Annotated in this window: 31 protein-coding genes and 1 pseudogene; 7 read left to right on the forward strand and 25 right to left on the reverse strand. The window is 39.8% G+C overall.

The window, feature by feature from the left end:
- Position 1: 1 nt before the first annotated feature.
- From P3L56_RS13850 to P3L56_RS13970, 25 genes are all read right to left on the reverse strand, one after another.
- Positions 2 to 1,339 carry a phage portal protein gene (locus tag P3L56_RS13850; protein WP_272686088.1) on the reverse strand — a complete coding sequence of 446 codons (1,338 nt, stop codon included), beginning with the start codon at positions 1,337 to 1,339 and terminating at the stop codon, positions 2 to 4.
- Entirely contained in the window at positions 1,340 to 3,082 is a 1,743-nt protein-coding gene (locus tag P3L56_RS13855) for a terminase large subunit (protein WP_272686089.1), read from the reverse strand.
- A complete protein-coding gene (locus P3L56_RS13860) occupies positions 3,036 to 3,503 on the reverse strand; it encodes a phage terminase small subunit P27 family (RefSeq protein WP_221078590.1) in 468 nt (155 codons plus the stop codon). Before P3L56_RS13860 ends, P3L56_RS13855 begins: the two co-directional genes overlap by 47 nt.
- A gap of 123 nt (positions 3,504 to 3,626) precedes the next feature.
- Positions 3,627 to 3,839: a hypothetical protein gene (locus P3L56_RS13865; protein ID WP_272686090.1), complete on the reverse strand. Its 213-nt coding sequence runs from the start codon at positions 3,837 to 3,839 to the stop codon at positions 3,627 to 3,629.
- 1 nt (position 3,840) lies between these two features.
- Entirely contained in the window at positions 3,841 to 4,194 is a 354-nt protein-coding gene (locus P3L56_RS13870) for an HNH endonuclease signature motif containing protein (RefSeq protein ID WP_195697313.1), read from the reverse strand.
- Positions 4,176 to 4,853 carry a hypothetical protein gene (locus P3L56_RS13875; RefSeq protein ID WP_306804074.1) on the reverse strand — a complete coding sequence of 226 codons (678 nt, stop codon included), beginning with the start codon at positions 4,851 to 4,853 and terminating at the stop codon, positions 4,176 to 4,178. Before P3L56_RS13875 ends, P3L56_RS13870 begins: the two co-directional genes overlap by 19 nt.
- Positions 4,854 to 5,146: 293 nt before the next feature.
- Positions 5,147 to 6,430: a DUF6575 domain-containing protein gene (locus P3L56_RS13880; RefSeq protein WP_272686092.1), complete on the reverse strand. Its 1,284-nt coding sequence runs from the start codon at positions 6,428 to 6,430 to the stop codon at positions 5,147 to 5,149.
- Positions 6,427 to 6,873, reverse strand: coding sequence for a hypothetical protein (locus P3L56_RS13885; protein ID WP_272686093.1), 447 nt, complete (start codon positions 6,871 to 6,873; stop codon positions 6,427 to 6,429). Before P3L56_RS13885 ends, P3L56_RS13880 begins: the two co-directional genes overlap by 4 nt.
- 169 nt (positions 6,874 to 7,042) lie before the next feature.
- Complete coding sequence (locus P3L56_RS13890; protein WP_272686094.1) at positions 7,043 to 7,522, reverse strand: hypothetical protein; 480 nt, start codon at positions 7,520 to 7,522, stop codon at positions 7,043 to 7,045.
- A gap of 58 nt (positions 7,523 to 7,580) precedes the next feature.
- Positions 7,581 to 8,150 carry a lysozyme gene (locus P3L56_RS13895; RefSeq protein WP_272686095.1) on the reverse strand — a complete coding sequence of 190 codons (570 nt, stop codon included), beginning with the start codon at positions 8,148 to 8,150 and terminating at the stop codon, positions 7,581 to 7,583.
- Complete coding sequence (locus tag P3L56_RS13900; protein ID WP_244069311.1) at positions 8,131 to 8,331, reverse strand: phage holin family protein; 201 nt, start codon at positions 8,329 to 8,331, stop codon at positions 8,131 to 8,133. The genes P3L56_RS13895 and P3L56_RS13900 overlap by 20 nt, the downstream gene beginning before the upstream one ends.
- A gap of 146 nt (positions 8,332 to 8,477) precedes the next feature.
- Positions 8,478 to 9,656 (reverse strand): hypothetical protein, encoded by a 1,179-nt coding sequence (locus tag P3L56_RS13905; RefSeq protein ID WP_272686096.1) that lies wholly within the window; start codon positions 9,654 to 9,656, stop codon positions 8,478 to 8,480.
- A gap of 349 nt (positions 9,657 to 10,005) precedes the next feature.
- Positions 10,006 to 10,809 carry an antitermination protein gene (locus P3L56_RS13910; protein WP_272686097.1) on the reverse strand — a complete coding sequence of 268 codons (804 nt, stop codon included), beginning with the start codon at positions 10,807 to 10,809 and terminating at the stop codon, positions 10,006 to 10,008.
- Positions 10,810 to 10,822: 13 nt separating this feature from the next.
- The gene (locus tag P3L56_RS13915; protein ID WP_410480073.1) at positions 10,823 to 11,362 is read right to left on the reverse strand and encodes a DUF968 domain-containing protein; all 540 of its coding nucleotides are present in this window, start codon (positions 11,360 to 11,362) and stop codon (positions 10,823 to 10,825) included.
- Positions 11,359 to 11,745, reverse strand: a complete 387-nt coding sequence (locus P3L56_RS13920; protein WP_272686098.1) for a RusA family crossover junction endodeoxyribonuclease — start codon at positions 11,743 to 11,745, stop codon at positions 11,359 to 11,361. Before P3L56_RS13920 ends, P3L56_RS13915 begins: the two co-directional genes overlap by 4 nt.
- Complete coding sequence (locus P3L56_RS13925) at positions 11,742 to 11,921, reverse strand: hypothetical protein (protein ID WP_164528391.1); 180 nt, start codon at positions 11,919 to 11,921, stop codon at positions 11,742 to 11,744. The genes P3L56_RS13920 and P3L56_RS13925 overlap by 4 nt, the downstream gene beginning before the upstream one ends.
- The gene (locus P3L56_RS13930) at positions 11,918 to 12,304 is read right to left on the reverse strand and encodes a hypothetical protein (protein ID WP_096863812.1); all 387 of its coding nucleotides are present in this window, start codon (positions 12,302 to 12,304) and stop codon (positions 11,918 to 11,920) included. The genes P3L56_RS13925 and P3L56_RS13930 overlap by 4 nt, the downstream gene beginning before the upstream one ends.
- On the reverse strand, positions 12,301 to 12,768 hold the full coding sequence (locus tag P3L56_RS13935) for a hypothetical protein (protein ID WP_217008495.1): 468 nt from the start codon (positions 12,766 to 12,768) through the stop codon (positions 12,301 to 12,303). The genes P3L56_RS13930 and P3L56_RS13935 overlap by 4 nt, the downstream gene beginning before the upstream one ends.
- A 1-nt stretch (position 12,769) precedes the next feature.
- Positions 12,770 to 13,408, reverse strand: a complete 639-nt coding sequence (locus tag P3L56_RS13940; RefSeq protein WP_272686099.1) for a phage N-6-adenine-methyltransferase — start codon at positions 13,406 to 13,408, stop codon at positions 12,770 to 12,772.
- On the reverse strand, positions 13,408 to 13,656 hold the full coding sequence (locus P3L56_RS13945) for a hypothetical protein (protein ID WP_254178448.1): 249 nt from the start codon (positions 13,654 to 13,656) through the stop codon (positions 13,408 to 13,410). The genes P3L56_RS13940 and P3L56_RS13945 overlap by 1 nt, the downstream gene beginning before the upstream one ends.
- Complete coding sequence (locus P3L56_RS13950; RefSeq protein WP_217008391.1) at positions 13,653 to 14,702, reverse strand: helix-turn-helix domain-containing protein; 1,050 nt, start codon at positions 14,700 to 14,702, stop codon at positions 13,653 to 13,655. The genes P3L56_RS13945 and P3L56_RS13950 overlap by 4 nt, the downstream gene beginning before the upstream one ends.
- Positions 14,703 to 14,710: 8 nt before the next feature.
- The gene (locus P3L56_RS13955) at positions 14,711 to 14,890 is read right to left on the reverse strand and encodes a DUF4222 domain-containing protein (RefSeq protein WP_217008392.1); all 180 of its coding nucleotides are present in this window, start codon (positions 14,888 to 14,890) and stop codon (positions 14,711 to 14,713) included.
- Positions 14,880 to 15,056 carry a hypothetical protein gene (locus P3L56_RS13960; RefSeq protein ID WP_217008393.1) on the reverse strand — a complete coding sequence of 59 codons (177 nt, stop codon included), beginning with the start codon at positions 15,054 to 15,056 and terminating at the stop codon, positions 14,880 to 14,882. The genes P3L56_RS13955 and P3L56_RS13960 overlap by 11 nt, the downstream gene beginning before the upstream one ends.
- Before the next feature lie 80 nt (positions 15,057 to 15,136).
- Positions 15,137 to 15,598 carry a YmfL family putative regulatory protein gene (locus tag P3L56_RS13965; protein WP_272686100.1) on the reverse strand — a complete coding sequence of 154 codons (462 nt, stop codon included), beginning with the start codon at positions 15,596 to 15,598 and terminating at the stop codon, positions 15,137 to 15,139.
- Between the two features lie 37 nt (positions 15,599 to 15,635).
- A complete protein-coding gene (locus tag P3L56_RS13970) occupies positions 15,636 to 15,881 on the reverse strand; it encodes a transcriptional regulator (RefSeq protein ID WP_217008395.1) in 246 nt (81 codons plus the stop codon).
- Positions 15,882 to 15,949: 68 nt separating this feature from the next.
- Here P3L56_RS13970 and P3L56_RS13975 point away from each other — a divergent pair, with 68 nt between their 5' ends.
- The 7 genes and pseudogenes from P3L56_RS13975 to P3L56_RS14005 all read left to right on the forward strand — a co-directional run.
- Complete coding sequence (locus P3L56_RS13975; RefSeq protein WP_217008396.1) at positions 15,950 to 16,675, forward strand: helix-turn-helix transcriptional regulator; 726 nt, start codon at positions 15,950 to 15,952, stop codon at positions 16,673 to 16,675.
- A 113-nt stretch (positions 16,676 to 16,788) separates the two neighbouring features.
- Complete coding sequence (locus P3L56_RS13980) at positions 16,789 to 17,010, forward strand: hypothetical protein (RefSeq protein WP_217008397.1); 222 nt, start codon at positions 16,789 to 16,791, stop codon at positions 17,008 to 17,010.
- A gap of 32 nt (positions 17,011 to 17,042) precedes the next feature.
- Positions 17,043 to 17,231, forward strand: a complete 189-nt coding sequence (gene csrA / locus P3L56_RS13985) for a carbon storage regulator CsrA (protein ID WP_217008480.1) — start codon at positions 17,043 to 17,045, stop codon at positions 17,229 to 17,231.
- A 192-nt stretch (positions 17,232 to 17,423) separates the two neighbouring features.
- Positions 17,424 to 17,795, forward strand: a complete 372-nt coding sequence (locus P3L56_RS13990) for a hypothetical protein (RefSeq protein WP_102137758.1) — start codon at positions 17,424 to 17,426, stop codon at positions 17,793 to 17,795.
- Between the two features lie 60 nt (positions 17,796 to 17,855).
- On the forward strand, positions 17,856 to 18,683 hold the full coding sequence (locus tag P3L56_RS13995) for a YfdQ family protein (protein WP_217008398.1): 828 nt from the start codon (positions 17,856 to 17,858) through the stop codon (positions 18,681 to 18,683).
- 53 nt (positions 18,684 to 18,736) lie between these two features.
- Positions 18,737 to 19,414 (forward strand): hypothetical protein, encoded by a 678-nt coding sequence (locus tag P3L56_RS14000; protein WP_217008399.1) that lies wholly within the window; start codon positions 18,737 to 18,739, stop codon positions 19,412 to 19,414.
- 22 nt (positions 19,415 to 19,436) lie between these two features.
- Positions 19,437 to 19,952, forward strand: a pseudogene (locus P3L56_RS14005) (hypothetical protein); the annotation flags it as partial.
- Between the last annotated feature and the right edge of the window lie 17 nt (positions 19,953 to 19,969).

The raw sequence follows: 19,969 nt of genomic DNA on the forward strand, positions 1-19,969 counted from the left end.
TTTACTCCTCGGAATGAGGTTTGTTAGATTCAGGGGAAGGTTTGTTAGCTTGAGCTGATGGATTGCCTTCAGGAAATAGCCAGCTGCTCAATTGTGCCTTCAGCTTCTCGGCTTCATTACCCGCGCTATCTTTCCCGAGTTGGTCAATCGGCGTGAGGTTGAGTTGAACGGTATAAATATCGCCCCCGTCAATTGGTGGCAGGTTCTCAAGTCGCCTCACATCGTTGCGACTCATCCAGCCATTTTGTAGGGCGGTAGTGTAATACGCTGAACGTCCCGCACTGTCAGCACGCAATAAGCCTTCAACCGAAAACTCCGCATAATATTCATCATCACTGTCGAGTAAACAGCGACTAATTTCTTGCTCAATATTGACCAATAAGGGACGCAAAGTATTGGTCAGGAATTGCATATTCATCCCCTCCACACTCGATGCCCAGCTACTCTGTTTATCCGCATGGCCTACCATAAAGGGCGGCACACGAAACCAGCGACAAATTTCCTCAATACTGAACCCTCGACTTTGTAACAACTGAGCCGTTTCGGGATTCATCGTGACATTTTGAAATGATAAGTCCGCTTCTAGGATCATGACCTTACCAGCATTCTTAGAGCCGGAAAATGCCGTCAAATGCTTCCGCAACCGCTCGCGCTGGTCAGATTTCAACGCAGTTTTGGAGGTTAGCAAGCCACTTGTCTGTAATCCGTTTTCAAAGACTTTACCTGCGGCTTCATCAGTAGATAACGCTGTTCCGAACACATCTTTACCAATTTGAATAGGTATCATGCCGCAAACACCATCCATACCAAACCCTCTGATATGCATCATGTTTTTTGAATCAATGACCCGCTTTACGCCTTTCGATGCTGTGTAGGTATATTCTAATTTTCCATTTTCCAACCGCTTTACAGTCATGTTTTGAGGTAATAGCGGGTTCAATGACACCAACTTTGGACCAATATAGAGCTTTTCTACAAAAGCATTACCCCGCAAACATAAACTGGCCACAACCATCAACATAAACCGCGAGGGGGTCATTTCTAAATTTGGCTTGCGGCAAAGCACCCGATATGCTGGATGATCTTTAGCTGGCACTCGAGAACCATCCTCCTTGGTTTGGTATATTTTTAGCGGTAATGTTGAAATTGACTCACTCAGTAATCGGACGCAAGACCAGACTGCAGAAAGCTGCAATGCATTATCCGCAGTGACGATTTTCCCACTACTACTTTTACCTGACCATTCAGCCCAAAAGGTACCATCGGTGAGGCTAATTGGAACACCCATCCAATTCAGTATTGCCGATTTGATTCGCCCCGGCTTTTTCATTTTGCTCATTTAGATCCCCACTATAATTGGATCATCAAAGAAACCTTCAATATCCCCGTCATCTTCGTATTCCTCTTCTGATGCACCGATTGCCATTGCGGAAGCTACAACGCCATCGATACGCCCCGTACTCTTCCTTTTTGCAAATATACGGTTTTCTTTTTGGTCTGCTTCCGTCACAGCCGAGGCTGCGTTCCAGCGTAAACAGGGATTTGCATGAATAATAATGGTCTGGTCATCAATTAACCCTTCAAATAATTCAATTGAGTGAGGCATCCACAAGCCAGAATCTTTCGCCTTATAATAGCCTTGCCCGTGAGGAACTAAGGGTACCGTGACTGCAGCCTCATCTAATTTAGGCTCTAAGTATTTGATCCTGTATTGGTCAAATGCAATCGCGAGCAAATTTACATGCGCTGTGATTTCAGCAATTCGCTCAGCAACAAACTCATATTTAACGGCATTACCGGGTGGTGTGTGGATAAAGCCTTTTCTAGCCCACGCATCATAAGGAACGCGGTCAGTTTTAGCCCTATCTAGCAAGGTGTCTTTCGGTGTCCAGAATTCGACATAAAGATGTTTGATTCGTGGAAAATAAAGCGCTAACGCGGTTAAATCTCGTGTTCCTGACAAATCCAGCCCGCCATAACATTCCTCGCCTTGCAGGTCCTCTAATGTGAACGCTTTCTCACAACTCATCCATGTATCACCATTTATCCATGGATTATCAGCATCGACCCACTGACAAAAATTAAGCCGACGGACGATGCTTTCTTTAGCTGGCATACCTTGAGCTTGAGTCACTTGCTCCCGTAAATAACGGTCAGTGAAGGTATAACCTAAAGAGGGATTGGCTTTTCCCCAACACGATTCATCTTTAAAGGGGTCGTCCCCCTCATCAAGTGAACAGATATAAGAAAAGAAACTGTCATCTTCAATCGAGCCTTCAGCGACCTTTCGACCATATTCATGGTAGTCATAACATACGCTGGTTTTATCATGGCCACTGTTAGTGATCATAAATATCAATGCTTGCCGTCGACCTTTAGTGCCAGCACGCATCATTTCAACAACGTTATTATTTTTATGCTCATGAATTTCATCAATTAATGCGCAATGAGGGCGTGGGCCTGACTGCCCATCGTCAGCGCTAATCGGTCGGAAAAATGACCCTGTTTTTAAAAATGCTAAGTTCCATTCTTTACCTGTACCGCCTGATTTGGTGATCCGCTGGCTCAATGCAGGTGATTGGTCAACCATTGCAACCGCATCACGGAACAAAATCATAGCCTGGTCTTTCTTCGTTGCTGCGGCATAAACTTCAGCGCGCGGCTCACTGTCAGCCGTTAAGCAATAAAGACCTACTCCACCTGCTAAGGGTGATTTACCCGAGCCCTTCCCTGACTCAACATACACCATGCGAAAGCGACGAGTGCCATCTTCCATTTGCCAACCAAAAATCGAACCAACCACGAAACATTGCCATGGCAGCAAAATAAAAGGCTTCCCCTCGTGCTCACCACCATTAAGTTTTAGTACCTTTGCAAAGAAACCAATTGCACGCTGAACAGCATCAATATTCCACACTAAACCTCGTTGTTTGGCTTCTTTTAGGTCTTTAAGGTGTCTAGCGCAGGCATTTCGGATATCAGGGCCAGCAAGAATTTTACCGTCATGAACGTCTTGGGCATATTGTGTTGCAGGGTCAAGCGAAGTACGTGTTGAGCGGGTCTTCCTCTTCTTCTCCACCATCGATTTTCACCTTTGAGCGAGCTGCTGGAGTCAAACCAAACTCGACTAAATAACTTTTAAAACGGCGATCCGCATCAGCCAACATTGCTACTGCTGGGTGCGCTTTAATCAGAAAATCGCCTAATTGGGTTTTTGTTGTATAAGTGCGACCTTCAATCGCTATCGTGTCGCGTAGCTGAAGAATATCAGCGTAGATATCGCAAAGCCTTTCCAAAGCCAAGGAATCAGCAATAGTTAAAACGCCCATACCATCGAGCAATAATGTTAATTTTGCCCATGCTATTTTTCCCCAATCCGTTAAGTGTTCGGGTGGGCTTGGAATTTCACGCCGAGGTTTGGGTTCTTTATCGTTGAGTTTTCGTTTCCCCGGATTACCCGTTACCACTTTTAAGTGGGTCGGTTTCGGGCGTCTTCCTGCCATCGGAACCTCCCAGAAAAAAACTTTTCATTTCGCGGTTGTGCACACGAATGACTACGGTCGGTAATTTAAGGCAAAGGTTTTGAACTTTTACCCCGCCCCTACCGTTATGATTTCAGATTGAAACTATTTCAAGTGAATATCAGGTGCGTCTGTGACCATATCATTAGAGCAGGTAAGTTTGACCGTAATCTCTACCGAATTAGTTGTTCCATTGGTGGGTGGTAGAATGACAGAGGTTTGGTTACTCAATAGCTGTCCATCCACACTCAATGCATGGCCGACGAAGCGACCATTTTTAAATAGCTTAGATAATTTCACTAACTTTTGATTAGTCATGTTATTTATTCCAATGTGAATTAGGGTCAAGCGGTATACCATCTTCACTGCAACCGACAACAACACCGCTCTTCTCCATGCGCTGCTTAGTAGAGTTATGATGTGACGCACATAGGCTTTGGTAGTTATTGGTATCCCAGAATAACTTTTGGGCTTTGGCTATCTGTTCGGCATTGCCTGAGTCAAGCGCGTCCTTCAGTCGGTGTGGAGTGATATGGTCGACCACAGTTGCTGCAGTAATGCGACCTTGCTCTTGGCACATCACGCATAAGGGATGCTTAGCAAGATAGTTAAGCCTAACCTTTGCCCACCGACCACCGTAGACATTGGGCTTCTTTACCGTAGGGCGCGACACAATGGACCGCCTCGCGCTACATCTTCAGCAATAACACCTTTGATAGTTTGGATCATCAATTTTTCTTGCTGTTCTATGGTTTGCTTTAAGCTAATGATAGACGTGTTGTTGATGCTTTCTTTGCATCGCGCCTCTTCAAGCTCTTTGTTTAGCTGAGCAAGCTGACGCTGTAGACCAGATAGGTGTTGCGCTGTTGATTGTTCGTTTGCAACTAATGTATGCTTAAATTCTATCAATTGAGATTGCATCTCATCAAGGCCAGCTTTGACATACTGCTTATGCTTTTTAAGCTCATCATGGCTAACAGGTATATTTATATCGATGGACTTTTCCAAGGCAGCAATGAATGCTTTGTTACCACTGTTGTGAAACGCTTCGTTTATCTTATCTAGCGTTCCGACGGCATCATCTATCGCTGGGCCTTGTATCTTTGCGCTCGCCATCGTTCCGCTTGTAATTAACGCTTCATTAATAAACACCTGACCGTTATTGATGCCAAAATATGGTTCACTAACAAACCCACCTTTAGCAGGCTGCTTCAGCCCAACGCTAACCATCAGCCCTTCAATGCGCTTTAGTTGCGCTTCCAGCTTATCTAAGTCAGTGCTATCGACTGATATCTTTATAGATAGGGTGGCTATTTCTTTTTTATCTGACATGACTGTCTCCATAAATGAAAAAGCCACCAGCGGCTAACTGATGGCTATTTAGAATATTATTCTAGATGAATTTATATAACTCCGTGGTACCGAGTGACCACCAGCATTCAAAACATATATAAAACTCTATCAATGCTACCCAATGAATCACATTTTAAAATTAAACATATCCACTCGTCACTTTCCGTAAACTCTATGAACTTCCATTAACACATTCCTTAATTATGTAGATGCATTGATGTATGAAAAAACCATAAAAAAGCCGCTCTTCAGCGGCTTATAACTAAAACATGCTAGTATGCTATATAGTGTTTTTTTAATTCTAAGCACCAATTTTTTAATGTCCTAGCTCTTCTAGCTAGTGTTTTACTGCTTAGTGTGAAACACTGCTCTTTTAAAAATTGCTCCGCTGAACAAGGATCCAGTTCAGATAAATTATTTACCTCGGCCCACTGTATCCAAGCCCAACAACAGTGACTTTGCTCGAAATTTTTTGCAGCTATTTTTAATTTTGTATTATCATCAGCTTCTATTAATTGCTGCCCTGAAACAGTGACATTTCTATGCTGATCAATAAAACCTAATATTCTTGACGCGTGAAGATAATAATATATATGTCTCTCGCTTAATCCTGTATTGGTAGTATCTAAGCTGTTATCAGACCATTTTATCTCAACTATCTTAAATATAGTTTTAAGGATATCGGCTTGGGGTACCTGCTCACCACTAACAGAAGTAGCTGCAGACCTGCGTATATCGTTTAAATAAAATTCAGCGGCAGATTTAGTTAAATCAAATATAACCTCATCAGTGTTAGTATTTTTTAACTCAAAATTAGTACCTGTTTCAATAACACTATTCAATAAATAAAAGAAAGATTGAAAATCTAATCCATTTTCCATCATGAATTTTTTAATATCTTTCCTATTCAAAATAAGATTATAAAGTCTATTTAAAATAGGCTCAAAATCAGCTAATTTTTCAGCTTGAAATGATAATATAAAAGAACCAGGCCTTGCTGCAACAGGTCGTATTTTATCTTTAAAATCATGAGCTTTAATCATATGTTGATAAAAAACATCAAAAGAATCAAAAATGCTAGATACATGATTTAAATCTAAAATACTTTTTTTAGCACTTTTTTCCACATGAATTTCATGTGTTGAATATTCTATTGGATTACCTAGGCCCCCATTAACTAACATAGGGACAACGGAGCTAATACCCAAGCCTTTTTTAGGGAGGGCTATATCATATACATCTTGCGCGTCTTTTGTTTCAATTGATACTGAACATTCGTCAAAATATATATTTGCTGTATAAAAAAATGATTGCTCCTGTTCAGTCAAAACCGAATAAATATCAATCCTTTTTCTTTCTAGCATTTCCAATCTGCCTGGTGATATCGGAATAATAAACCAGTTAGAAGAGTCCGTTGAATCACCAATCCAATATACTATATATATTGATGCAACTTCATTCGTTACGGAAAATAGGCGTGGTTCATCATAAAACTCATAAACATTACGAATAACTAAGTTGCCGAATAATTTATGGGAAATAAATATATTTTTCATTTATCTCCCCCCGATACGCATTCAAAATGCTCATGAATATTTGAATTCACTCTTAACCAAACGGTGAAATGAGCAGGATTCACAAATGTTTGCTTCATTTTACCCATTTTAGCTATGAGCTCTCCCTTAGCTATCTTTTTATTACCTAGCGCTTGAGGAAATTTATCTTGATTATTCTTCGCGCCCTCATAACTATTAAAAAATGATGTGCCATAGACACACTCTTTTTTTTCTCTCGAATTGCAAGCATTAAGTCTTCTTTTATCTTCTTCATAAGTTGAAGCAAAACATGCTTGCGCTGGAGGATCGCAAATAACAAGCCTAAAAAGCTCCCCTTCTGCATCGAATGCACTTTTAGGGGGAACAAATGCAGGATAAAAATCAGGCCATTCACCTAATTCATCACTTAAAGTATCATTATTTTCAACAGAAAGTCCTGGCATATTATCAATCCATGAAAAAACCTACTAATGTAGGTTGATTTGATTTTAAACTATTGATGTAAATATATCAGAAAAATTTTAAACATAAATGAAAAGGTTAATTCTATGTGATATTGATTCTAATTTTTATCCTATCTTCTCTTCCTGAATTCCAATACCAGTAAGCGTTTTACTCTTCCAGCTTCCGTATCGCTTCGATCTGCGCGTTCGCCTTATCCAGAGCTGCTAATAAAGAATCAATCCATAGCACCGCTTGGCAATAAGTTAAGGTGCTGGCGGTAGTGGCACTAACACTGGCTCCGTTAGTGTTTTGGGGATCGGCGTACATTGACCGTAATTCGTAGGTGTACTTGAGCAACCCATCAGAAATAGACTGAGGCACAGGCAAATCACAGGTAAGCTCTTTTTTGAGTATTTCTCGATATTCAATGACTTTCTCCTGTGATTTGGCTTCGGCCTGAATTCCATGACGATAAGCTGTGGTGGCTATTTGATTAAACCGATTGAATTGAAGCGACTGAGTAGCAATGATTTTGCTTTTCTTAAAGTTGTCATCTTTCAACAGTGAATTGCTTTCATGTTCAGTGACAGCCCACCAGCCTAGGCCGACCACCATAAGAAATAACCAGAATGAATTATCTATTTTCATAAGTTCACCTGCTTACCTCGGTAGTGATCTAGGGCTTTTTGGCATCGCTTTTCTAAACTTACCCCGTCAATACCGCAGGTATCGTCTCTGAGTACATATACGCCAGTTGCCAAGTGAATGGGGATTCCGATAATGAAAGCGGATATGCATAAGCGAACTCGCCAAGGCATACGGCTTTTTCTACTTCTCGTCTTGTCATTAACCCTTTCCATTTGATACCCCCAGCATATATCCAACGTTTAAGTTCATTACATGCGCCAGCTTGGTCACCAGCATTAAGTTTTTTAAGTAACGTAGAACGCGAGAAAGCACCTGTTCCGACGTTATATGTAAATGAGTACAGTGCAGCTCTTGTGTAATCAGGGATGCTAACTTTAATTAAGGGGTTCACCGCTTTAGCGACAATAGCCAAGTCCTTTTCTAACAGCGCTTTACACTCGGCTTTCGTATAGGTTTTTGTGGGGATAATGTCAGGACCTGTATGCCCATAACACACCGTGAGTACTCCAATGGGGTCAAGATAAGGGTTAGGGTCATACCCCTCAAACTCAGTAACCATTGCAACAGTTAATGTCATCAACCCACCAGCTGCAGCGGCCATTTTTATTTTATTTGGTATCTTTGCCACTGTTAGCCTCTCTTAATTTGAATTCTTTCCGTTTGTAGTACCAATTCACCAAGAATGTAGCGACAGTACATACAATCCCGATGAGTACTGCCCATTGATCTAGAGATAATGCCCCTGCCGCTGTGGTAATCACTCCGAGAGCATAAGAGAAAGGGCTTGAGTATTTTTCGTGCATACGCATATCCACCCCCTTCGGAGTGTTCCAGTTTTCTAGTTAAAAGATAGCCAGCCGCAAAGTCATTGCAGTAAAAAACGATACAAGGGTTGTTTGTAGCGACTGTATATGAAAAAAGGTTGCATACCATGCAACCTTTTTTAGTTGAACTATTATTTAGGTGTGCTTTTTAATGCATTAATCAGATTAGCTAACTGCTCTATCCCATCGTATGTAGTTGGTATATTCTTAGCATCTGAGACTATATTTGAAAATATAATATTTTCAAATTGTTTAAATGCTTCTGGTGCTTTTTTATTTCTCTCTGCGAAATCAACATAACCATTAATGAACGCGCATAGATTCCGTCTTAATGCAATTTGTGTAATTTCAGTTTTTATTGATATGTAATTCAAATACGCGACTCTAAAATAGTACAACAAAATAAAAGTTACAGTCGCTGAACCAATGTACCCATATATATTATATACTGGTAGATCAATCCATTTTAGAGCACTTGATAATTTTACGGCTACAGGTGCAAATACTAAGGCACCTAATATCATAACTAACAAAAATGCCCACCATTTCTCTATTTTTTTTGATTCAAATAAATTTTTATACCCTTGATCTAATGAAACAAATATTGCAGCATCATTGTTTTTATTTATTCTCTCTTCGATTTTTTTTAGCTCCCCCAACTTTTCATCAAGAATCGATGTGGCATTTGTGTTAAAAGTTTTTACTATCCCTTCTAGTTCGCTATTAGCTGACCTAACTCGTTCATTAAATGCGCCTTCAGATTCATTAATTATTTTTCCCAAATTAGAAACTTTACTTTCCAAATTAAAGTTCAATATTTTGAATACATCTATAATGAATACATTACTTACATATGAAAATGCGAATATCTCATCATCAACGTTTAAGTTTCTTAAATAAGGATTATGTTTAAATAATAAAAAATAATCCGGCCATAAAATACTCCACCCCCCATTAGAATGGGTATTTTCAGTACCGCTTATTTTTATATAATTTTCAACATATATAGCCACAAGATAACAATATCTAGTAATAATACTTTTATCTTTATTTCTAATAAATTTATCTAGTGCTATAACACTGTTTCTTTTATATGAGTCAATATGATTAATCATAACATTAGCCAATAATCTAATAGTATCAGCCAATTCATCTTTCAAGGCATCGATAAAGTCCACACCTACACTAGAGCTCGCATTAAATCCATATTCGATAAATAATTTATTTTTATTCACCTCTCCGAGGTCATCTATCAATATTCCCTTATCTAAGGATAATATTTTTTTTAACTCTATAGCCAACTCTTCCATTTCATACCTCATAAACTATAAAAAGTAATGATAGTATAATTCGACTAAATAAAAAGAAAAAATTATTAATATGACTGTAATCATATAATGATTATTTCTTTAATTTGAGCCCCAAAACAACACATTGTACAAATGGAGAGCGTTCATACTATAGGTTAGATTATAACGTATTTACTCTTATCACAATATCATCAAATTTGCGTAGCGCACTAATACTTTTTTAGGAATACGTTGGCATAAAAAAGCCCCGCGATTGCGAGGCCTTGAATTGATTTAATGCGACTAGGTATAGAATGTCCATCATTAGAAGATAATAAGCCAATTCTATGCAAAAATCAAATAAAACACATTATTTTATTACCCTGCTAAATGCTTGCTCAGCTGCACTTTCTTCAATAAAACATTTACTAGCTAACTTTTCATAGAATGGCTTCCAATTGCGTGACCATGACGATTGGGTTAAATCTGGCACTAAGTGCTTTATTGCATTATAGGCCACTGAAGATGGTACTCGCTTGAAACCAATCCCCTGACATCGTGGGCAATCTTTAAATACGGGTGCGCCCTGCAATTTAGTTTGTTCTTCATCTAATACCTTGCCTCTCCCTTTGCAGCGACAACGGTGTGTTATTTGACCTTTACCATTGCATGACTTACAAATAACCCTTTCAGTTTCCACAACATCGCGTTCTGTATTGGTATATCGCTTGGGTTGTCTCTTGGAAAATGATGGAAAAATAGCTTCCCTCGTTGAATACTTTGTCGTGGTAACTTTTTTATCAATCATCCCTTTACCTCTACACGCTGAACACCGACAAACCGAACCCACTGAACGGGCATAATCTTCAAATGCCATCTTGGCCAGAATAATTAAACAGTAACCCAACTTTTTACCTGCAGCTTTAGCCACCAGCTTAGGTGTGATTTTTTTAGCGTATTGAGTTAAGGCTTCCACCGTAGAAAACTTATCCTCTTCACTGACATCATTTTTCGCCAAAAAAGCCGCCATACCGAATTCAGCTTGTGATTCAGTCATGCCTACAGCCGCCATAATATCGGTACCTGTTAAACGGTCTGGGGATGTGCAGCCAGCTACATTGCCGAATGTCGGTGACTTAGGGTGAAAGTTTTTAAGTACATTTTCTAATTTCATGATATCCGCCTTATCAACCAAAAACGCCCAGACCAATAGACCGATCTAGAAATTTAAATAACAAAATGATTTGGCTTCCGTGCTCCCGCTCCCACCCGTTAGGATCTTTATGCAATTCACTGTGGTGAATGCGACACAATGGAATAGTGAACAAATCATGGGCTTTAGTGCCCATTCCACCCTGACCATGGCCTATTAGATGATGTGCATCATGCGCGATTGAGTTACATATGCAGCAAGGTTGAGATTTAACCCACCTGAGGTACTTTTCACTTTCCCAGCGCTGTAATTTTGGTTTCTTCATAAAGCTTGCTGGTGGCTCTGGATCTACAGACAGCCTTAGCACTGGCTTTAATACTTCAATCTCATTCATCACGTCGCTGAAGCCTTGGTCAGAAAGAGAGATAAGGCCCGATGGTTTATGCTTTAGCTCCTCAGGTAAAGTCATGAGTAACATTCTGCCGACGAATGCATTTAAGTTTGCTCCTGGTCTAAATATCACAGCATTAATTTCAGGAACGATAATTGGAGTTAATATCCATTTGTGGCTCATGATATTTTCTCCACTTCTGCATTAAAGGGTCTTATCTCAATTTCAAATCGACCATCTTTTACGACTTCACACCAAGTGATATCAGCATGCTTTACTTGATCATCATCATTCCAAACCCCAGCATGTGTTAATGCATCAAATGGTGCTTTCAGATAGTTATCAATATCCCTCCTATGCTTAGTGGGTGGGTACATTTTCACAATGACAGATACATGCTCAGTGATAGCTTTCGGTCTTTTGCGCAATTGTTCGTAGATTGCGGCGGCTGCATTTGCTCGGAACGCCCGTCCCTTTGCACTGATTAATGTTTTACCGTTTATGTTCCGCCAGCAAGCATTAACACCTGGAGGGAATGGGAGTATTAATGTAATTGAAGAATTCATTTTGATACCACCTCATTCCATAATTTTACAGCTTCAGTTCTATCGTTTACTGCAGGGCTTTTTTTTCCGCAGCTATGACAATAAACATAAAACCAAGTGCGATATTCTAGGGTTTGAATGTGCAGATCTTCACTGCCGCATTTGCATTGATGGATTTCTGGCATTTTATTTTTCATCCAACCTTCCCCTCATGCTGAAGCTTTTTATTTTCAATAAACATTAAATCTGTTCTGGCGCTTCGCAATCTGGCTTTAGTGTTCTTTTCTTCCCTCAAAAGCCCATCGACTGATTTGCGCAGTTCGTCACGCTTATTTAATAATTCACTCATACCTCGGATTACTGACTCGGCATTATTCGCCCTAGCTAACAGAACATCAAAAGCCTCGACAACACAGCCACAATCGTTACATTCAACTGTTCTATGCTCTTCATCGATAACTAGTGAATGATGCTTACAGTACATTTGCTGTCTGCTTTTTCTTCCCTTTACTTCCGTGTCGATAGTGGGAATTGCATCACTAGGCGCTTTGAATTGAATAACATTATCATCTGCACTCATGGCCTCACCCCCGCCAGTAACTGATCTAACTGTTTAAGTGATTGATTCCCCATATCGCCTACGTAAGCTTTTTCAACAACTTTAATGCCACACTCGAATTGAGGCTCAGGCTCACACTTCTTGATTTCGTCCACTTTTTTAGGCTCAGCTGGTGGCTGCGCTTTAAGCTTTTCTGCCCTCTTTGGTTTTTCCTTCTCCTCTAACTTTGTCTCCCACACTGCCTTTAGCTTTGTAATTGCATGGGGATCGATGCTGTATTGCTTTGACCTCTGTTTAGTTTTCCCTGCAGGGAAATTGCCGACATGTTTTATGCAGCCAATTTTTTCCAGCATTTCAAAAGTTCGGTGTGCAGCGGATGGTGAATAACTAGCAACATTTTTTAGGATCGCTGCATTTATTGTTTTAAATTCGCGTCCAATCCTAATGACTTCAATTCCTTGCGTGTATTGGTATTCAGTTATCATTTTATGCAGCCCCCCTCTTCGCTAACCACCTAACTTGCTCTATGAATATTCTGCCTCGTTCCTCTAGATCCTCACGCTTGATATAATCAAATGGTTTACCTGTCCATGACTTATCAAAAACGACAATAGCGCCAGCAAAGAATGCACCGGTTGGTTTTTGTTTTTCATCCGCAGGGATAAACCACTTCGGAACGTCAAAACCAATACGGCCGCGAATAAAACAGATGTGATCTGCATTTTCTGGCCACCAGCTTTCACTTGTTGCCGCTTTCAGAAGAAAAACATAGCGACCGCCTTTCTCTCTCATTGCAAAGGCGTGGTTCATTATGTGGCCAACACCCGTTATAGCCTGTTTTTCGTGATATGAACTGCGTGAATATGGTGGATTACCAAATGCAGCACCGCCAACTTCTTTTAGCTTTTCCGACCAATCTTGATTTAAAGCATTATCTTCTGCAGTGTAGAAGTTAGGTGCCTTAGTATTTATACCGTCAGTAAATAAATCGAGTTTGAATAACCCATATATCGAGCTGATACCCCAATACAATTCATCGGGTGTACACCACTGATCCCCAATCTCATTAAGCTTATGTCGTGGTTTAGCTTTAAGCGCCTCGAGGCTTTGAATGTATTTATTCATCAGATAGCACCCCGCTGCTGGTGGGATTTAACATACTCGCGCATATGCTTATAACGCTGCTGAACTTGAAAATCGTCAGCATAATGATTTAAGTGGCGAAACTTCCTGCAGATCACTAAATCACGACGGGATTGATTCCATCTGTTGCGGAGCTTGCGAATAGTGCGCCATTTACGTAGCTGTTTGAACATGGCAATCATGCCTAGCACGTCAACACCATAGATTGTTTTAGTTTCACTACGCATCATGCTGTCACCTCTCTAGCTGCTAGCTCTGCTGCTTGTTGCCAAATGCCTGCCCATGCCTTGCGGCCTACAAAGTCCGTCATGCGACGAACGCCTGATTTCCCAGCCAGTTCACTTGCAATTTCCTCAATACGATTTTGAGGTTTTGAGCGGGAGCCAATGATCCGTGTAAATGCTTCATCACGCTCAACTGCATCGACTTTCACTTTTTGCTCACCAGCAAGGCGCAATGTGAGGTCATCCCACTGGTTGCGTAGTGTTCTTGGGCACTGAACGTTTTTTTTCCAGAAATCATCTTGAACAACGCGTTTGTAGAATTGGCAAATTTCTTTGTGGCTATGCCCGTCAACGCTGACCATTAAGCGAACTTCGTTTGCCCAGTCGGTGTAATTAGGCTCCTTGGGTGCTTTAAGCCCTAAGTCTTTGAATACCTCGCACTTGCGCTCAAATAACCATTCCGCGCATTTGAGGTCATTGGCTGAGCCCCATTTCTGGAAGTTTGTGCTGTAAATCACCGCCTCTGGGTAACGATTTAAAAAATCAATTTTTGACTGGTCGCTGGATTCGCTAGAATTCTGCGACGAAGAGTTAGTTACTGATGGATCATGTATTGAAGTTACTGACGGATCGCCCCCAGATTCTGACGGGTCAAAATGGTTATTTTTGCTTGATTTTGACGGGTCAGATTTTGATGCAACAGAATTTGACGCATCAGGTTTTGATGTATCAGAAACTGACGGTTGAGAAAGTGCAGCCATTGCCGCTGAAGCTAATTTATCAACATTCAATTGATAGATATTACTTGCGTTACGGTTACCTTTACGGCGCTTTTCGCTTGATAACCAACCCGCTTTCTCTAAGTTTTTAATTGCCGTACGCACTGTACTTTCACCCGCGCCTATTTGCCGGGCAATTGTCGGTACCGATGGCCAGCATACTCCATCATCATTAGAAAAATCGGCGAGACGGGCCATAATCGCAACAGAGGTTATTTTTAAACCTGCACTTGCGCAGCCATCCCATACATAACTTGATAGTTTTACGCTCATGCTGTTACCTATTCGACTCGTGTATATTCAGCTTTAAATCTGTACAAAGGGGCAAAGCATTCATGTTCATAACCGTCACGCATGAAAATGACCCACTGCTTGACTCGGTCATAACGTATGACGCGAACACGAATACCGCGCTTATCCAGATAAATGCGATTGAGATTATTGGCGTCTTCATTGGACATGATCCCCTCTCCCGCAATTGGCATTAAAATCATCTACCAACCACTCAACAAACTTGTAGTTGGTCTCCTGCCGCCCTTCTGGTACCTTTAGTTCATAGACAAAACGACCATCACGGATAGAAACTCTCACTTGCGTTCTACCGCGTAAATTCGTTACACTGCTCATGCTAGTTACTCCACACAAGTTGTTATTAGCGACCGACGCTCGGGACCGCATATCCTGAGCGTCACCCTTTCTAGCTATGCTCATAATTTTTTAATCCCATATACAGTTTCTAAAGACCCAACAAATCCCCAAGCATATGAACAAACTTTTTTAAGCTTGCGACGAATTGATTGGATTTCATCGTCAGTCAGTACGCCATCTTCAATGCTGTCTTGAATCAAAACCCCTAACGCTCCCTGCATAGCCCCCAAGCGCATTCTGATATCAAACAACTCAACCTTATCTAAATTCTCAGGCTCAACTCTGGTTGCTGGTACCATGTCATGACGGTTCATGTGATATTCCACCAGCAATGTTGTTTTTGATAATTCTTCCATTGCTTCAAGTTCATCATTTTCAAAGAAGCGACAGCCGTTTTTCTCATACAGCTTGTTATTGAAAGTGGTTTCAGAAATACCCAAAGCGCCAGCCATTGCCGAACGCCCACCAGGGAATGCTTTACACATCTCTTTCACGACTTCTTTTAATGTTTGTTTGCACATATCTACAATTCCGTTGTTTTGTTGGTAGTTAACTCAGTTAGTTGGTTTTGGTATCGTTTGGTAAACCATCCAATTTATTTGGATAAAGATCGGGTCTAAGTTGGTGTGGTGAAATTTCCCACCCTCCCATTTTGCAGAGCTGAATTACACGTTCCGCTGGTACTTTGTTATTTTTAATCCAATTAAAAACTGATTGAGGGGAATTGAAGCCGAATAAGCGCGAAACGGAAGACGGGACGCCTACGGCTCTAATAGCTCTCTCTGTAATATTTTCTTTATTCATTTTTCTTCTCCGATTAAGAATAAATAAATACTACTTAAAGTAGAGATAATAAGCAACTTAAAATAGAAATGACAATACTTAAAGTGCGAGATAAACTTCTACTTATGGTAGAAAATACAAAATACAGTGATTTCGCTAAGCGACTTACTGAGCGTATGAGAGATGCTGGTGTTGATGTTAAGCAGCTATCTGAGAATGTTGGTGTTTCCTATGAAATGGCTCGACGTTATACGCTTGGAACAGCAAAGCCTAGAGATGACAAAATGGAACAAGTAGCAAATACAGTACATTCCACGCCTGTTTATCTCGATTATGGCGTTGATATATATGGAAGCTTTGGCGAAGAACAAGAAAGAGACACGGTCACAGTGAGGCAAATCGAAGCATTTGCATCTGCTGGGAATGGTTACGTTAATAATCCCTTCCCTGAGATAATTCGTTCCATAGAAATCCCTAAAGAAAGGGTTTATGAACTTTTTGGTAGAAACAGCCTTGATGGTGTAGTGATTATAAACGCCGATGGCGACAGTATGTCACCAACATTAAACCCGAAAGACTTGCTCTTTGTAGATACCAAGATTGAACAGTTCACTGGTGATGGCATTTATGTCTTTAACTTTGAAGGCTCTACATTTATCAAAAGATTACAAAGGGTTAAAGGTAGAAAATTAGCTGTCATGTCTGATAATGAGTTTTACCCGCCCTTTTATATTGAAGATCATGAAATGCATGAACTGTATTTCCATGGAAAGCTAATTCGAAGTTTGCCCATGTCATTAAAACAATTCGCATAATTTCGAAAACCAGCAATTGCTGGTTTTATTTTGTCTTTATTTTCTACTTTTAGTTGTTGACAATATCTACTTTTAGTTGCATTCTTATTTCACGCAAGGAATAGGAGAAACTCATGCAAACTAATTCAAACAATCCAATCATCACTTTTAACAACCCAATGTCCACTGAGGAAATTCACGCATGGATTTTGGAAAAAGCCGCTGCACTTAAAAAGCTTGAAGAACTTAATTCTTACTACGCTGAACTGAAGAGTAAGCTTGAAAAAACCGAAGATGATATTTTCGAACAAACTGAAATCTGTAATGAGGGTCTTGGCTTGGTTACTGCCAGCTAATCAACTTATTGTGTGGAGTGCTTAGTATGGGAATGCTTATTTTAACCCGCCGAGTCAGCGAAGAAATCAGGATCGGCGATGATATTAAAATTAAAATCTTAGGGGTCAAAGGAAACCAAGTGCGGATTGGTGTCGCTGCCCCCGAAGATGTATCAGTACATCGTGAAGAAATTTATCAACGTGTTTTAGCTGAAAGAAATAATGCCAGTGCTAGTAAGTAGTTATTGATATTTTTGGTGGCGATCTGAATCTTCCACACTACGAGGTTGATGATAATGTTCTATTCAGTAGCCACCCTTTTTACATCACACATAAGACCGCTGATATTTAATCAGTCCATACTAGGTAATATGTTTTAATTATTATTAGCGGTCTTATTTGTGGAGTAATAACCTAATTATGAGGATCTACTCATGAGTGAAGATAGAAAAACAAATATACCTGAATTTTTAGGTGAGTTAGATGCAGGGATATTTGAAAATAAAGTTGCAGCTGTATTAAATGATGTTGCGTTAGGTGTTATAAATCACGCAGGAAAAGGAAAAGTTATTATAGAAATGGATATCTCTCGAATGAATAATTCAATCGAGGAAAAGCGAGTATTAATCCAACATAAACTTAAATTTACTGCACCAACACCAAAGGGAAAAAGATCGGAAGAAGATACTACTGAAACGCCTATGTACGTAAATAAAGGCGGCAAGCTTTCGATTATGCAAGAAGATCAGGGGCAGCTTTTTTCAATTAAAGGCGAACCTGACGGGAAATTAAAACAAGTTAATTAATTTCTTTTTTATTTAAAACTCAATCTTTAAAAATACTTTATTAAATAAGTAGGAGCTTTTATGTCTCAATTAAATGGTGATGCTATTTCTCAAATTACAGAACTAGCTATTTCCGGTGTTCGTTTAGGTGCTGTAGAAAATATGCCTTGCCCTGCTGTTGCTAAACCTGAAGGGCTTGAAATTGTAAATCTTGAAAAGTATCAAAATAATCGTTACCGCTTCCGTGGCTCATTAAAAACCACCAGCATTAGCGATTTTGTTAAATATTGTATTGGTTATTCTGATGCAGATGGTGTTCGTTGTTTTATCAATGCTGAAGATATGAGTGCAAAAACTATCTTTAATCTCGGTACTATTGCAGCTCCTGGTCACGCAGATAACTCTGCTGTAATTGGCCTGAAAAAAACATCCCCTTTTTCTGCTATTCTATCCGTTAATGGACGTAGACAAGGACAAAAAGAGCTTGCTGAATGGTTGGAAGATTGGCGCGATTTCCTATTAGCTTTCGACGCTGAAGGTAATTCTCTCGATATTAAGCAAGCTATTGGTGCTGTTCGTCGAATTACTATTGAATCAAGCCGTTCATCCGATCATGAAGATAGCGATTTTTCGGCTAAGAAATCAATTATGGAAAACGTCGAAGCAAAAAGCAAAGACATTATGCCAGCTGCTTTTGAGTTCAAATGTACTCCATATGAAGAATTGCAAGAACGCGCAATTAAACTTCGCTATAGCATTTTAACTTCACACGATACGCCTGCATTAGTTCTTCGTATTGTTCAACTTGAAAATTTAGAAGAGCAAATGGCGCAGGAATTTCGTGATCTACTTGCTTCTAAATTTGAAGGCTCTCAGATTGAAACATTTATTGGGAATTTTTCTGCTTAATTAATTTATGCGCCACTGAACTGGTGGCGCTATTTAGCTACGGAGTGCTAATCATGTCCAATTATGATAATGCAAAAAGACATTTTCAGAGTGAAACCAAAGATCACCAAATGTTCATTATTCACGAAGATGGCTTATATCGGCATGTTAGGTTCAAAAAACCTAAAACAAGTGCCTATCATTTTGACTTAGTTACGTACCCCGGTTATTTGGTTTTTTCTGGTGATATGGGTACATGGGTATTTAGTCGGCTTCACGATATGTTCGAATTTTTTAATGGTGACCATATCAATGCTGGATATTGGGCTGAAAAATTGCAACATGGTGCAGGTGGCGGCAGAGATATAGCTAAAGAATATTCACAGGAAGAGACTGAAAAGTGCCTTAAAGGACTTTTTAATGATTGGGTTAAAGAAAACGAATTGACATCTAATGACGGCTCAACACCAGAAGAAATTAAACAGTATCAACTCGAATACGAGCATCACAAAAGCGAATTAAAAGATCTGCTTAGAAACAGTGATGAAGAGTGGTCAATGATTGAGGCAATACAAAATGTTTCAAATGGTGGCTTCGATTATTCTCCGTTTGAGGAAACTTGGGATTTAATATGCAAAGACTATTCTCATCATTATTTGTGGGCCTGCTTCGCTATTCAATGGGGAATTAACAAATATACAAATAATAAAGTAGCAATTAAAGCCATTGATACCTTTTTATCATTTAAATAATAAATAGTGTGGAGAATTGAACATGTCTTATATTTCAACTTTTACTGGCAAGCATTTTAATTTTATCAATATCAGTGCGGATGATATAGATATTAATGATATTGCGCAGGGTTTATCTAATGAATGTCGTTTTGCCGGGCAAATTAGCCAGTTTTATTCTGTTGCTCAACATTCTGTTTATGTGAGTCAAATTGTACCGCCTGAATATGCTCTGGAAGCATTACTACACGATGCATCGGAAGCCTATTGCAAAGACTTGCCTAGCCCATTGAAAGCGCTGTTACCCGAATACAAGGCAATTGAGCGCAGAATACAACAGGTAATAACTTTTAAGTGGATTTTACCAATAAATTTAAGTGATGTTGTTCATTATGCAGATTTAACAATGCTGGCTACGGAACGTCGCGATTTAGAAGTTGACGGTAATAACTACTGGCCAATTTTAGACGGTATCCCAGCAACTGATTTAATTACAGTTAGCCCACTATCCCCTATACAAGCGAGAGCAATGTTTATTTATCGCTATAACCAGATAACAGGAACGATACCTAAATT

It is taken from the genome of Providencia sp. PROV024 (assembly GCF_032709665.1).
GTDB lineage: Bacteria > Pseudomonadota > Gammaproteobacteria > Enterobacterales > Enterobacteriaceae > Providencia > Providencia huashanensis.